The sequence below is a fragment of the Paenibacillus sp. FSL R5-0623 genome (assembly GCF_037974265.1).
Taxonomy (GTDB): Bacteria; Bacillota; Bacilli; order Paenibacillales; family Paenibacillaceae; genus Paenibacillus.
Genome location: NZ_CP150233.1, coordinates 3,574,744 through 3,588,887, shown reverse-complemented (window position 1 = coordinate 3,588,887; position 14,144 = coordinate 3,574,744). Strand labels below are relative to the sequence as shown.

Annotated in this window: 9 protein-coding genes and 1 pseudogene; 4 read left to right on the top strand and 6 right to left on the bottom strand. The window is 43.6% G+C overall.

From position 1 onward, the window contains the following. Positions 1 to 3: 3 nt before the first annotated feature. The 5 genes from MKY92_RS15695 to MKY92_RS15675 form a co-directional block, all read right to left on the bottom strand. A complete protein-coding gene (locus MKY92_RS15695) occupies positions 4 to 1,590 on the bottom strand; it encodes an extracellular solute-binding protein (protein ID WP_339296811.1) in 1,587 nt (528 codons plus the stop codon). A gap of 65 nt (positions 1,591 to 1,655) precedes the next feature. Further along, positions 1,656 to 2,525, bottom strand: coding sequence for a carbohydrate ABC transporter permease (locus MKY92_RS15690; RefSeq protein ID WP_339296810.1), 870 nt, complete (start codon positions 2,523 to 2,525; stop codon positions 1,656 to 1,658). Positions 2,526 to 2,538: 13 nt separating this feature from the next. Then, positions 2,539 to 3,486, bottom strand: a complete 948-nt coding sequence (locus tag MKY92_RS15685; protein WP_036671347.1) for an ABC transporter permease subunit — start codon at positions 3,484 to 3,486, stop codon at positions 2,539 to 2,541. A gap of 278 nt (positions 3,487 to 3,764) precedes the next feature. Beyond that, positions 3,765 to 6,050 (bottom strand): DEAD/DEAH box helicase, encoded by a 2,286-nt coding sequence (locus tag MKY92_RS15680; RefSeq protein WP_339296809.1) that lies wholly within the window; start codon positions 6,048 to 6,050, stop codon positions 3,765 to 3,767. 126 nt (positions 6,051 to 6,176) lie between these two features. After that, positions 6,177 to 8,474 carry a stalk domain-containing protein gene (locus MKY92_RS15675; RefSeq protein WP_339296808.1) on the bottom strand — a complete coding sequence of 766 codons (2,298 nt, stop codon included), beginning with the start codon at positions 8,472 to 8,474 and terminating at the stop codon, positions 6,177 to 6,179. A 231-nt stretch (positions 8,475 to 8,705) separates the two neighbouring features. Here MKY92_RS15675 and MKY92_RS15670 point away from each other — a divergent pair, with 231 nt between their 5' ends. Genes MKY92_RS15670 through MKY92_RS15660 form a run of 3 tightly spaced genes read left to right on the top strand, consistent with a single transcriptional unit; the run spans position 8,706 to position 12,368 of the window. Beyond that, a complete protein-coding gene (locus tag MKY92_RS15670) occupies positions 8,706 to 10,169 on the top strand; it encodes a spore germination protein (protein WP_339296807.1) in 1,464 nt (487 codons plus the stop codon). Then, positions 10,162 to 11,250: a GerAB/ArcD/ProY family transporter gene (locus MKY92_RS15665; RefSeq protein WP_339296806.1), complete on the top strand. Its 1,089-nt coding sequence runs from the start codon at positions 10,162 to 10,164 to the stop codon at positions 11,248 to 11,250. Before MKY92_RS15670 ends, MKY92_RS15665 begins: the two co-directional genes overlap by 8 nt. Further along, positions 11,247 to 12,368, top strand: coding sequence for a Ger(x)C family spore germination protein (locus MKY92_RS15660; RefSeq protein ID WP_339296805.1), 1,122 nt, complete (start codon positions 11,247 to 11,249; stop codon positions 12,366 to 12,368). The genes MKY92_RS15665 and MKY92_RS15660 overlap by 4 nt, the downstream gene beginning before the upstream one ends. Positions 12,369 to 12,462: 94 nt before the next feature. On the opposite strand, the pseudogene MKY92_RS15655 reads toward MKY92_RS15660, so the two are convergent. Beyond that, positions 12,463 to 12,946: pseudogene (locus MKY92_RS15655) on the bottom strand (GyrI-like domain-containing protein). A gap of 105 nt (positions 12,947 to 13,051) precedes the next feature. Between MKY92_RS15655 and MKY92_RS15650 the strand changes: the two are divergent. Beyond that, complete coding sequence (locus MKY92_RS15650; RefSeq protein WP_339296804.1) at positions 13,052 to 14,026, top strand: HTH domain-containing protein; 975 nt, start codon at positions 13,052 to 13,054, stop codon at positions 14,024 to 14,026. The last annotated feature ends 118 nt before the right edge of the window (positions 14,027 to 14,144 follow it).

Sequence of the window (14,144 nt, the reverse complement as noted above, 5' to 3'; positions counted from 1 at the left end):
ATTTTACTTGATTAGGCCGGCTTCTTTAAATTGCTGGATTGCGGTTTCCTTATATTTCTGCATGTCAAACTTGGTATCCAGCGTCTGTAGGAAATTGTCCCAGTTGGAAAGAGGCTCTTTACCTGTCATAAATTTAACCAAGCTTTCATTAATGAAACGTGTGCGGTCAGCATCCAAGGTATCGCTGGGGTCAGGGGTCAATAAATTTCCGGGCAGCGTTGGCCCCACATATTGCTGATTGTCCTTGAAAGCTTCCGCTGTCTTCGGATTCTGGAAGCTGAAGTACTCTGCATCATCACCACGGCGTGGCATTCTATAATGATCAACCCACAGGTATTTTTCTTTCATTTCCTTTGATAACTCGGAGGTTTTATTTTTGATCTTGCCCTCTACGACATCCCAATGGATGCCTTTGATTCCGTATGCAAAGTTCGGATAGGCTTCTTCATCCGTAAAGAGATAATTTAGCATGGACAAGATCCGAATGATTTTGTCCTCGTCCGCTTTTGCGGATATGGCCCATGAATTACCCTGGAATGATTTTCTCTCTACAATTTGATCACCGTAAGGACCTTTCATCGGAGGAATAACGATCCATTCCGGCACCTCTCCACTAATTTCTTTCATTTTCTGTTGATAATCCGGCTCCAGTCTGCGAGCATCTCTGATCATGAAGCCAACTCTACCCTTAAACATCTTTTGGTCCAACAGATCAGGCGAATTCATCGTCACCCAGTCCGGGTCAACCACCTTGGCTGCCATCATTTTATTAATGTAAGCAAGCGCCTCTTTCATTTTGGGATCGATAAACAGAAATACCGGTTCATTATCTTTTATCTCAACGGCCGAAGGAGGATTGACGCCAAACATCCACATCAAGCTATCAAAGCCGTAGGTTTGCAGATTGCCTTCTTTATTCATACCACCGATGAATCCGTACGTATCGTTTTTACCATTTCCGTCCGGATCTTTCTCTGTAAAGGCTTTCATAACTTCGAACAGCTCATCAGGTGTCGTTGGTACCTCCATATTCAGCTTTTTCAGCCAATCATTACGGATGAAGAAGCTTCGACTGATACCGTTTACATTATCATAGCCCGGAACTCCAATGGTCTTCCCTTGATAGGACATCGCCTCCCACGAGTCGGTGCCAAACCGTTTCTGTAGTTCAGGGAATTGGTCCATATACGGTGTCAAATCCGCAAGAACACCTTGGTCGTAATATTGCGCAAGATCAGCACGGCTCTTTAAAAAGATCAGGTCTGGAATATCCCCGCCTGCAATGAGTGTATTCAGTTTGGTTGTTGCTTGACCCGCTTGAGGAATCATCATATCCAAGTCGATGTTCATCTCTTCTTCCAACATTTGGCGTTGAATATCTTCTTCACGTGGAGGTACCGGAGCAGCAGCATTAAAAGTGCCTTGGTTAAACATTGAGATTTTCATTTTGGTTGCAAACTGGCCAGACTGGCCTTGCGAATTACCCGAAGTTGTCGATGTAATTTCTTCATTTCCCCCACACCCTGACAATAGCGTTCCAAGTCCTAAGATTGCCGACAGAATAACAAATGAAATCTTTTTACGCTGCATATTGACCTCTCCTTTGCTTGTATATTATCACGGTTTCCCCGTAATAAGTTAGGTTGGAACACTTTTTAACCTTTAACGGATCCCAGGAGTACACCTTTGGTAAAATGCTTTTGCAAAAATGGATAAACGATCAATATCGGGACTGTAGTTACAACAACTGTAGCCATCTGCACAGCGAACGTACTGACAGCCCCGGAATTGGCGAGCGAATCAGCGCTTTGAGTTGCAACGTTAAGCAGGATGTTGCGCAAAATAACTTGAAGTGGCATGTAGTTGGAATCATTGATATATACAATGGCATCAAAATAACTGTTCCAATGCCCGACTGCGTAAAATAAAGAAATGGTGGAAAGGACAGGTAAGGACAGGGGTAAAATGATCCTCCATAACGTCTGAAGTTCACTGGCACCGTCTACCCTCGCTGATTCCTCGATTTCACCAGGTAATTGCTCAAAAAAGCCTTTGATAATTACCAGATTAAATGCACTAATGAGATTTGGAATAATCAATACCCACGGACTATTTAACAATCCCAAGGAACGAATTAATAGATAAGTCGGAATTAACCCCCCACTGAACATCATGGTAAACACAATGAAGAGTAAAAACGGACTTCTTCCGGGTAAATATTTTTTGGATAACGGGTATGCCGCGATTACTGTAAAAAATACATTTAACGCAGTCCCTACAATCGTTCGGAACAACGTAATTTTATACGCCTGCCAGATCCCATGAGAAATGAATACTTCTTTATAGGCCAGAAAGGTAAAGGACTCTGGTATAATCACAATCCCTCTTCTTAATACTTCCGATTCTGGTGTTACGGAAACAGCAACCACATATAGGAAGGGCAGCACGCACAGTAGGGATAAAAAAATAAGAATTACATAAACGACGGTTTGCCAGACTTTTTCCCCGATTGTCATATGGATCATTCTAAAGACCACCTCACCAGATTTGACCATCGAATTTTTTGGCGAGCTTATTCGCTGCCAACACTAAAGCAAATCCGATGACAGCTTTAAACAATCCTACAGCAGTAGCCAAGCCAATCTTAAGACGCTCCAACCCTTCCCGGTATACCCATGTGTCGATAATATCGATCTTCTCCTGGTTAAAGGTGTTGGCAAACATGAATATTTGGTCAAAACCCGCATCCAGGATATGGCTTAATTTAAGAATCAGCATCAGAATAATGACTCCTCGAATACCAGGTAACGTGATGTGCCAGAGCTGTCTCCATTTGGATGCACCATCCATTCGAGCCGCTTCATACAAGCTTGGATCGATTCCTGCCAAGGCGGCAAGGTACAAAATCGCCCCCCATCCAATATCCTTCCATACTTCAGATAAGATGATCAGCATTCTGCCCCAGGCAGGCTCGGTCAGAAACGAGATGGGTTCAACACCAAAATCCTTCAAAATCATGTTAAAGAGACCATCGCCTGGGGCTAGTAAGGCTACCATAATTCCATACACGATGACCCATGATAGAAAATGAGGCAAATAAGTGATGGTCTGTACGATTTTCTTAAACCATTGGCTATACACTTCATTGAGGAGTAAAGCAAGTACGATGGGCGCGGAGAAACCGAACAATAGCTTATAAAGCGATATAACAATCGTATTTTTCATGATGTCCCAGAAATAAACGCCGTTCATAAAATCCGTAAAATTTTTGAATCCCACCCATGGGCTATCCCATAGACCCAGAGCCAGGTTGTAGTTTTTGAAAGCAATCATGATTCCCGCCATAGGAATGTATTTGAATACCGCAAAGTAAATTAAAGCTGGTAATAAGAGAGCATACATCACTTTGTGCTTTTGTATCGTCCTTATCCATGTCTTTCGCTTTTTGGAGATGGGAATGGCGTCCGCTGCCAATTTTGCTTGCATTTCATCACCTCGTCTTTGTTTGTATTTGTATAATAGCACCCGCCTATCGGATAAATTTCTGATATATCAAGAATTTCTTATAAGATTTTAAGGAAGTGTACCAGGGTTCGTTCAAACAGCTAATCCCGGCAGGTGAGACAAGAACTTGTTCTACTAAAATAAAAAAAAAGCCGCTAAGATAGCGACTTTCAATGCCGTATTTATACTTCTCCCCAAAAAATCTCAGTTTCATAATCGAATTCAACAATTATTGTTCATCGATCGTCACGCTCCCATCACTATTTTGACATCCTATATACTGGCTTCAGTAACAGCTTCAAAATCTTACTGCCCCAAAAAGCAAACACCGTCGTTCCGGTCCATGAACTGCGCTTATCTTGGCTGTATTGATCGTTGATCATATAAGTCCGAGTCGAAATAGGACTCTTCAGACCGAACTGTTCCCATTTCTCGGGATCATTCGAACCTCCGAGTTTTCTAAGCATATTCGCCGATTCATGATCAATTTTAGCCGGAATTTGCTCGAATGCTTGGGTGATTTGCGTATGAAACTCGTCGATTGGGTTGCGACTGGTAATGCTCTCGAGATGAATACTTTCACGGATGTAAGAAACGAATGCCAGATGGTCAGCCCAGAACTCGTCGATATAAAAAAGCCGTACACGCTGCTCCGATGGACTCATCAGTCTCTCAGATTTCAAAATTCCGAGCCGTTCTTCATATAGAATTCGCCTCTGATCCTCCACCATATCCGAATAACAGTTCAATTCCCGCTGAATATCGAAGTTTTGACCTATAATAACGCGCTGGATATGCTCGATTTTGTTGTGGAGCGCCGGATCATCAAGAACCTCGTCCTGATTTGGAGCGCGAAACAGTTTATGAATGCCAAAGCGCAGCATCAACTCTTCCTCCAGGCTAATATAAAATACGGAAGATCCAGGGTCACCTTGGCGGCCGCAACGTCCGCGCAGCTGGTCATCAATCCGCATACTTTCGTTCACATATGTACCTATCACGTATAATCCGCCCAGTTTGGCAACCACTTCTGCCTGAGAGGGATTACCACCGCCGAGACGAATGTCGACGCCGCGCCCTGCCATATTCGTAGATACCGTTACCGCGCCTATTTCTCCCGCTTTAGCGATGATTTCGGCTTCTTTTGCATCGTTTTTGGCATTCAGAACCTGGCAAGGTACGCCAGCAGCGGCAAGCGCCTCCGCCAGCATATCAGATTCCTCGACGCTTGACGTACCAATAAGAATGGGGCGTCCCATCCTATGGACGGAAGAGATTTCTTGTACAAGCGCCTTATATTTGGCTTCTTTATGGGTGTAAATTCGGTGCTTGTGGTCGATCCGTATGTTGGGCTGGTTTGGAGGAATTTGCACAACCTGTAACGCATAGATATCCTCAAATTCCATTGCTGAAGCGTGTGCCGTAGCCGTCATTCCGCAAATTCCCGAGTACAGGCTAATAAAGTGCTGAATCGTGATCATACCGAGAATTCTCCCGCCGGCCATCCACTGCAACCCTTCTTTTGCCACCAGCGCAGCTTGCAGCCCGTCCGGCAAATACCTGTTCTCGGCCACACGTCCGGTGTGTTCTTCGATTAGCTCGATTCCACCGTCCCGGACGATGTAATCGACGTCTTTCTTTAATAACGATTCCACATGCAGCGCACAATTCAATGAAGTTAACCAATGACTGTTATGGCTATCGTACAAATTGCCACATCCCAGCAGCGACTCCGCTTTCGCAGCACCCGCTTCATTCAAGTAAACGTTCCGCTGGAACTCGTCAAAATCGTAATGCTCTGCTGGCTGCAGCTGCCGGGCGACTTCTGCGAAAAGAACACCATCACTTTTGGAAGCACTCGAATCGCCACTAATGACTAATGGCACCCGCGCTTCATCAAGAAGCAATGAATCTGCTTCGTCGACGATGACGTAATGGAAAGGACGGTGTACGGTATCCGCTTCATTAAATGCGATTGTGTCGCGCAAATAATCAAACCCTGCTTCTTTAGCCGTAACATAGGTTATGTCCTTGGCGTAAGCTTCCCGTTTCTCGAACAGGCTCATGCCCGCTTGAACCGAGCTTACCGTTAACCCGAGGAAACGGTAGATCGGGCCCATCCACGCTGCATCTCGATTTGCCAAGTAGTCGTTAAAAGTAAGTACATGAACGCCTTTGCCTGTCAACGCGTTGAGATATACAGGCATAACAGCAGAGAGTGTTTTTCCTTCACCGGTATGCTGCTCAATCAAAAATCTCTCGTGCAGAGCGATAGCAGCCATAATCTGGACATCGTAAGGCTGTAATCCGAGTGTTCTCTTCGCAGCCTCGCAGACTAGAGCATAAGCATCAACAAGCAGATCATCCAAAGGCTTACCTGATCTTGCTTCTTCTTGCAGCCGAAGGGATTCCGCTTGCAGGCGCTGATCGTCCCAAGTTTCCAAATTCCGTTTCCTTATAAGCTCCACTCTGTCTCGATAATCCTTCAACAAACGCCGGTTATCTCGCTCTTTGAATTCACGTATCAACTTGACGACTACATTCATCGGAATTGTATTCCTCCTTAGTAGAAATAAGTTATGAAAAGAAAAGACTCCATACGGAGTCTTTTCTGTCGATGATTAACGCGCCACTCAAACTATTCGTTGTAAGAGACAAGAGAGAAAGCAACATTACTTCTCTGATGGGAGCGGTGTAAAGAGCAGATTGACCGGCAGGTTGCTTCCTGGCGCGGCAGAGAATAGAATCGTTACGCTCTCTCCAGTTAACCCGGTGCGGTAAAGAACGCTTTGTTCACTTGAATTGGCAACCGCAACGTTACCTTCGGCAATCGATACCAACTGATTGTTCACCAGAGCTACTCCGGAGTACTTCCCTCCACGAGGGTTAAAGGAGATAAGCGTACGCGGTGCAACATTGGTCAGCGTGATTTTGTACAATACACCGAAATTACCCGCATTGGATGCGTCTGTGTAAGCCATCGGATCTGTTCCTGCCAGATTGGGATCGCTTGAATTGTCACCAAGTGGCAGACGGGCAGGTTTGATTCCCACGTGCTCATCGTACTTTATAATGCGAGTCGCATTCGGGTACGTACCACGGTTGTGCACTCCGTCACGATCAAGCACGGGAAGCAATGGCAAGGCTTCAAACGGATCTTTATTTTCTTCCACCAGAATAACGTTATAGTCTAAGGAATAATCACTATATGCATCTGAATAGAGAGAGATGACTTGTCCTTCTTTCATCGGCGTTTTATTAAGTTCGGTCAAAATGAGTTTGCTTTCCCCAGGTTGAAGGTACTCTTTCTTTTGATCCGCTCCAGTCTGAATCGACTTGAACCATTTATCAATAGACAATTTCCCAGCTACGGTAGCATATGGTGTAGGTCCGGCAAAGCCCATATTCTGTTGTTCAAATACAGCCGGATTTGGATTGTTATTAGTTGCAATCACATACATTTTTACTCTTTTGCCTGTATTGTTCACGTGGTGAATCATGAAACGGGTCTGCCCCGAAGATGATTCTTTATATACAATGCCTTCTGTATTCACAGTTTCCGGGCTGTTGCTGCGGATCAGCAAACTTGGCTCATCCATGTACGTATATGGCACTTTTTCCATGGTAGTCACTTCGCCGCCGTTAAAGGTGAATTTCTGTCCTACCGGCGTGAAGAGTAAATTGAAGTCGGTAAAAGAATATAAGGTCTCATTCGTTATGGTAATGACTTTGGAGTACGTGTTCGTAGCGCCATGATTGTCAGTTACCGTAAGAGTCACCGTTTTTGGACCCGGTTCAAAGAACGCAAGTGAATTGTTCTCCCACGCCGCTTTAACAATATTATTTTCATCATCTGTACTTTGGTCTGTGTATGTTATTTTTTCGCCCATTTTATACTCTTCTTTATCCGTGGCGAACATGGCTACAGGGGGAAGATTAGGAGCCAAAACTTCAATCGTAGTTGAATAGGGATCACTCCATTGTCCGTTGGAATCCTGTACTTGATATGAAATCGTATATGTACCTGCTTGATCATATGAATCCTGGCGACCAGTCCAGCGTTCGTCAACGATATCCATTCCATTAGGTGAACTGGAAGAAGTCACGTATTCCACTTGATCACCCGCAAAGATTTCCTTTTGGGAAATAGTAAAGCTTGCAACAGGTTTTGTATTAAGATTCAGCACTACCGTCTTGGCCGACTGATTCACTTTATAGGTGATGTTCAGAGCTTGAGTAATGGAAGTTAAAGGTACCATGAATGTACTTTTTTGCTGATACGCAGGGCCCTTCATTGTTCTGGTCTCACCATTTACGGTATAGTCCTTGCTGTTCGTCTTGAATCGGAGTTCATCCTCACCACTAATTATGATGGTTTCCTTGGTTTTATTATCATATTTGACGCCGTATCCCACTCGGTCTACCAGCGCACGGATTGCAACATAGGATACACCATTTTTTACAGCCATTGGCTGGCCAGCAAGATATGTTTTTCCATCCTGCTCCATTTTGTTGCTATTCATGTACAACGTCAGATTTCCACCTGCTGCTACAGGAGACGTTCCATCAATGGATGGTTGCTCTATTTGAGCAGGTGTAGCTGGCGTTTCCTCCTCAGGTGCTTCCTCTTGAGCCACAGGTTTCGTACCCGTTTCGTTTGCAGGGGTCTCTCCCCCATCCAATGCAGGTTTCTCGCTATCTGTTTTAGGTGTTGCCTCAGTGCCGGTTGAGGTTTGAGTGTCCTTGGCTTCAGTGGGCGGAGTATTGATAGATTTGTTATTGCTCTCCGTCTTCACTTCACGCTCTGCAATCGGCTGTTCTTGCTTTAACACCTCAACTGATTCTACATTGGCTGTGTTTACTGACGCGGTGTCACCTTGCGGTGCTGATTGCGCACTCACAGAACCGACTGCAAATGCTTGAAAAACGGCTAAAGCGGTAAAAATGGATAATTTCTTCTTCATATTCATGCGTTGTCTTTGGCTCCTTCTACTCTCTAGTAATTTATAACCCCTCATAAAGTCATAATATTAGACGCTAGATTTAGGAAAAAGTTTCTAATTCAATTGTAAATTATGGATTCAGTGCAGTTATTTTTTCAATGTTTGGTTATAAGTTCTTTGAATAAGAAGTGCCTATTGAATAATAGTCTTGATTTTGCACAAGATAATCCATGTCGCATTTGATGAAGAGGTGGATCAATGACCCCAACCAAACAGGCATTCTCTGAATTAAAAATGAATATTACTTATGTAGAGCAGTCCCTCTACTGTACTGACGATTTGAAACAACAACAGCTTCTACTTAATGGTGTACAGAGTGTGCTTCTCTATATCGATTCACTTGTAGATCTGGAGATCATTCAAACACATGTCTTAACAGCACTGAATAGCCAAAATCATTCGGAAATCTACCCATCGTTCACCACGTTAGAAAGTCGAAAAGATACGGATCTGCAACGTGGAGTAGACTCACTTATTCAAGGGAAATGTCTTTACATAGTCGACGGGCACCCAGAGTTTTACATTCTTTCTACCGAGAAAATGTATGTCCGTAGCACAACCGAACCGGAAAACGAAGGTGTTATTCGAGGGCCGCACAATGGATTCGTAGAGCAGCTTTCCGTTAATTTGAATCTAATCCGTAGACAAATTATCAGTCCATCCTTAATCGTTCGATATTTTAACGTCGGCGAGAAGACACATACCAAAATTGCAGTTGTATATCTTCAGGACTTGGCCAATCCGGAGTTGGTGAACGAAGTAAAAGAGCGAATTGCATCCATATCTTCAGATATGGTGCTCGCTTCAGGCTTTATTGAAGAGTTTATAGAGGATAACCCCTTTTCTCTGTTTCCCCAGCAGCTCAGTACAGAAAGACCTGACCGGGTTGTTGCCAATTTGATGGAGGGACGCGTCGCCATACTTGCCGAAGGAAGTCCTTCAGCTCTTATCGCTCCAGTGACGTTTTTTGCTTTTTACCAAAGTCCGGATGATTATAATGGTCGCTGGATTGTCAGTTCTTTTTTACGGTTAATTCGCATGATGAGTTTTATCATTGCTTTTACATTACCTGCTGTTTATATTGCTACGATCTCCTTTCACTCCGCTATTTTACCGATCGAGCTGGCACACACAATCAAGAAATCATTGCAGAACATCCCCTTTCCTGCACTTGTAGAGGCAATGTTGCTTGAACTGATCTTTGAAGTATTAAGAGAAGCCGGGGTCCGACTTCCCAGCCGAGTGGGCCAGACCATCGGCATCGTTGGCGGTTTGGTTATTGGTGATGCTATCGTTCGAGCTGGGCTTGTATCCTATACGATGATTATTGTGGTATCACTAACTGCTATCTCATCGTTTTTGGTGCCTTCGCATGAGATGAGTTCAGCAGTACGTATTCTCCGCTTTCCAATGATGATTGGGGCGGCGCTTTTTGGATATATCGGCATTGCATTTGGTCTGGTTATTTTAACCATTCACCTCTGTAAGCTGGAAAACTTCGGATCGCCTTATTTTGCTCCAGTCGCTCCTTTCCGATTAGCTGACATGAAGGATGTATGGATCCGATTTCCCATCTGGGCGCTTCGCGGACGTCCTCATGATGCCCGCCCGCAGCGGCTGAATCAGCAGAAGTTCTCTAGGAGTTGGAAAAAACGTGAATAAGGAAACGACGATCACACGGGGACAATTGTTCTTACTTATTATAAAATTTGAAATCGGTGTAGATATTTTATCCCTCCCTTATCGGATACACCTTCTGTCCAACGGTGGGGGATGGATTTCTGTTTTCCTTGGAGGTATACTGATTCAACTTGTCATACTGTTATGCTGGCTATTGATGCGAAGATTCCCGAGTTCGTCCATATATCACATTGTAACGCTTATAACGGGTAAATGGATTGGCAAGTTGCTGATCATTGCCTACGTTGGATATTTCCTGTTAATGGGCACTTCTGTTCTGGTGAATGCCTACAGTGTGATTAATCGCTGGATGCTGCAGGATACGCCACGGTGGGCTATATTTGCCCTCTTTTTATTCAGCAGTATTTATTTGGTTCGGCAAAAATTACGAATCATTGCCCGGGTGCTTGTACTCATCTCCTTTTTGGTTTTGCCCATGATGGTGTTGATCAGTTATGGACTCAAGGAAATCAATCTGTTATATCTTTTACCTATGACGGAAGCAGGGTGGCCCAATATCATTAGTGGATCAACCGAAACATTAATGGCTATGTTCGGCTTCGAGTTTTTTCTCGTTGTGTTTCCCATGGTTGAAGGTAACAGCGGTGGCAAACTTAAGTCCGTTGCTTCTGCAAGTGCTGTAGTTGTGTTGTTGTATGCATTTACCGTGTTTATTTGTTCAACGGCTTTCAGTCCCCAGCAGGTTGACTTAATGCCTGAACCTGTCATTTATTTGCTCCGTTCTATCCCACTCGGGACAATGGATCGGGCCGATTTTCTGTTCCTCCCCATCTGGTTAATATCAATTTTTGGGGCCATTTGTGGCTACTACTATACGGCATCCTATGGTATAAGTTATCTCTTCAAACAAAAACACCATAAAAAAGCCGTCCCTTATGTCGTTCTTGCTTCTTGCGTAATTGCCTATCTGCCACAACAGAAGGAAAACCTTGAGTTGATTAGTACGATAGCCAACAGATCGGCATACTTTTTTCTCATGATCCTGCCTCTGCTACTGTTGGTTCTATCTTATATAATGAAACGAAAAGAGAAGATGATATGAGTAAACGAGGAAAACTCCTTGTCCTGCTGATCCTGCTCATGGTGATGACGGGATGCTGGGATCAGGATAGTTTAAAAGATGCAAGACTGGCTAATGCTTCGGCGTTTGACATCACATCAGAGGGTGAAATTAAACAGACGCTTGAAATTGTTGATGATTCTGAGAGTCAACAAGGGGGCAGCGGTAATGAAGTCCACTCTGGCACCGGGAGATCCGTCCGTCAAAGTACGGATAGAATTCGCGCTAAAGTGACTGGTGATATCCGTTTCTTCAAATATGGGATGATCTTATACGGCAACAAACTCGCACAAAATGATATCTACCCATACCTGGACGTCTTATATCGGGAACCCGATTACCCGACCTCACATGTGAAAATTGCGATTGTGGATGGCGATGCAGGAGATTTGTTACACCAAAAAAAAGTTGGCAGCATATTGATTGGTGATTTTATTACGAAAAAAATTAAGAGTCTGGAGGAATTATGTATTTTTCCTGAAATGACGTTAGAGACCCTTCTCCCTCCCATGCTGGATCCGGGACAGGATTTTACGCTGCCTTACCTTTATAAGGATGGAGAGGAGATTGATGCTCGGGGAATCGCTCTGTTTCATGGGCAAAGGTTCAGTGGCAGTCTCAATACCGAACAGGCTCCTCTATACATTATTATGAGTGGGAAATGGAATAAAGCGGCGCGTTTTGTCAAAAAGGTTCACCCAGGGCCTTCCAACAACCTACGCAACTATGTCACTTATGAAGCGAATATCGCACAAATTAAGCGCAAACTGGCGGTAAAGGTTGCAAATGATAGCCAAATTGATGTGAATCTCCATATCGAACTTCCAGTAACGATCGTTGAGTATGCAATGAATCATCTTCAGGAAAAAGATACGATTGAACGTCTGAACCGCAAGTTATCCGATGACATGACTCAGGACGCAGAAAAAATTATCAAGACACTTCAGCAAAGCGGGTGTGATTCCTTCGGAATTGGCAGACATTTAATTGCACATTACCCGGACGTGTGGAAAAACCTAAACTGGAATAAACAATATGCCCAAGTTCGTTTTCACCCGGAAGTGAAGGTTACCATAGTCGGCAGCGGTGTTTTAAATTAACAGTATGGTGTCGTGCAATTGGGAAAGCTCTCTTCCATTTGGAAGAGAGCTTTCTCCTTCATATTCAACTCAAAAGTTTTCAGATTTCCACGTCTTATCCATTCCTTACAACAGGAATCCACATTTCACCATATACCAAACCGTTTTTCTCTCCCATTTCAACCGTTGTATTTGGACCGCCAACATAGGAATAATCCTTTTCTACGGGGAGGGCTTGACCAAAGGCAATGCCAGTAAGCATATTACTAAGCGCATCAGCCGTCTCTGCTTCGCCTTTCACAACAAGGTATTCGCCCTTGGGAAATTGGATTACTCTCGTTGCTTCTGGCAGAGATTCTTCTGTCATGACCCCAGCATAATGCATCATCTTGTTATTCACTGCTTCGTTTACGGCGAAAATATATTCATTTGTTGCCAGGGACTTTAGTTTGTCTAGGCTTCCATCTTCTTTCACCGTAGACCAAAAATTCCGCTTTCTCCTTGTTGATGCCAGCATAATCTGTGTAGTCGCTCTTAAGATCTGTTCCAATACCTAGTACGATGAAGCTTTCTTTCTCTTCAAAATGATAATTACTCATGGTTTACACCGTCCTCTTTAAATTTTCAATTGATTTGTGTTTTCACTTGATGAGTTTATAATAACCTTAAATCATGTCAGAATATGATACTGTTTAGGGGGCCCAATGAAAAAAGTTGAACGGATTAATGTCATTACGCGGTATATCAATAACCGTGCCCACTTTACTATCTCTGAAATCATGCGAGAATTTAATATTTCTCGTTCGACAGCCATTCGAGATATCAAAGAAATTGAAGCCATGGGAATGCCACTTGTCGCTGAAGTTGGGCGGGACGGGGGTTATTTTGTCATGAACAACTCCCTCCTGCCCACGGTCCGGTTTACCGATAATGAAATCAAAGCGTTATTCATAGCCTTTATGGCGACAAGAAATCAACAGCTTCCTTATCTGAAGAGTCGTCAATCTTTGGCTGAAAAGTTATTGGGCCTTATCTCAGAAAATCAGCAAGATGACCTTGTGCATTTGAATCAAATATTGCTTTTTGAAGGGACCAACCCCCATAATCCAGACTTGCTTGATCTATCAGACCTGCCTCACCCTACCTTGGAAAAACTCATCCAAATTCTGCTTATAGAACGTTATTTGTTAGTTACTGTCCAAGAAGAGAAGAAAACAAAGTCCTATCCCATCGTTCTCTTGCACCTTCATCATCAAAAAGGCCATTGGATCATTGAAGGTTTTGACCTGGCGGAAGAAAAGAGACGAATCGTATCAGTTGACAACCTCATCCATGTCGAAGCATATCCCACGAAAAAAAGACTGAGTACAAAAAAGATTGTAGAACAACTCAAACGAAATACACAGGAAGAAGTTATTAACCTTGTCCTGGAACTTGGTCCAAAGGCGATTGCGCAATTCAAAAAATACCATCCTTTAAAGTTTTCAATTGCCTATACAAATCCATACCAAACGACAGCCCTCCTAAAGGCATTTGTGAATGTTCATAACTCAGAAGAGTTAACCGAAATCACCAATTGGTTGCTTTTTCTAGGAGAAGATATCAAGGTGAAGGAGATTCCGAAAGAAGCCCTGAATGCTGTACAAGAGAGATTAAGCTTATATCAAATGAAGCAGTGAGCAGCCCCCTCCTCCCCAGTCTCTCCATTATCTAACAATTCTTACCTGAATTCAGGCTGAGCGTTCAGTAAGAAAAACTAAAAAAAGCCGCTACTTGAGCGACTTGTGATGGAATCAT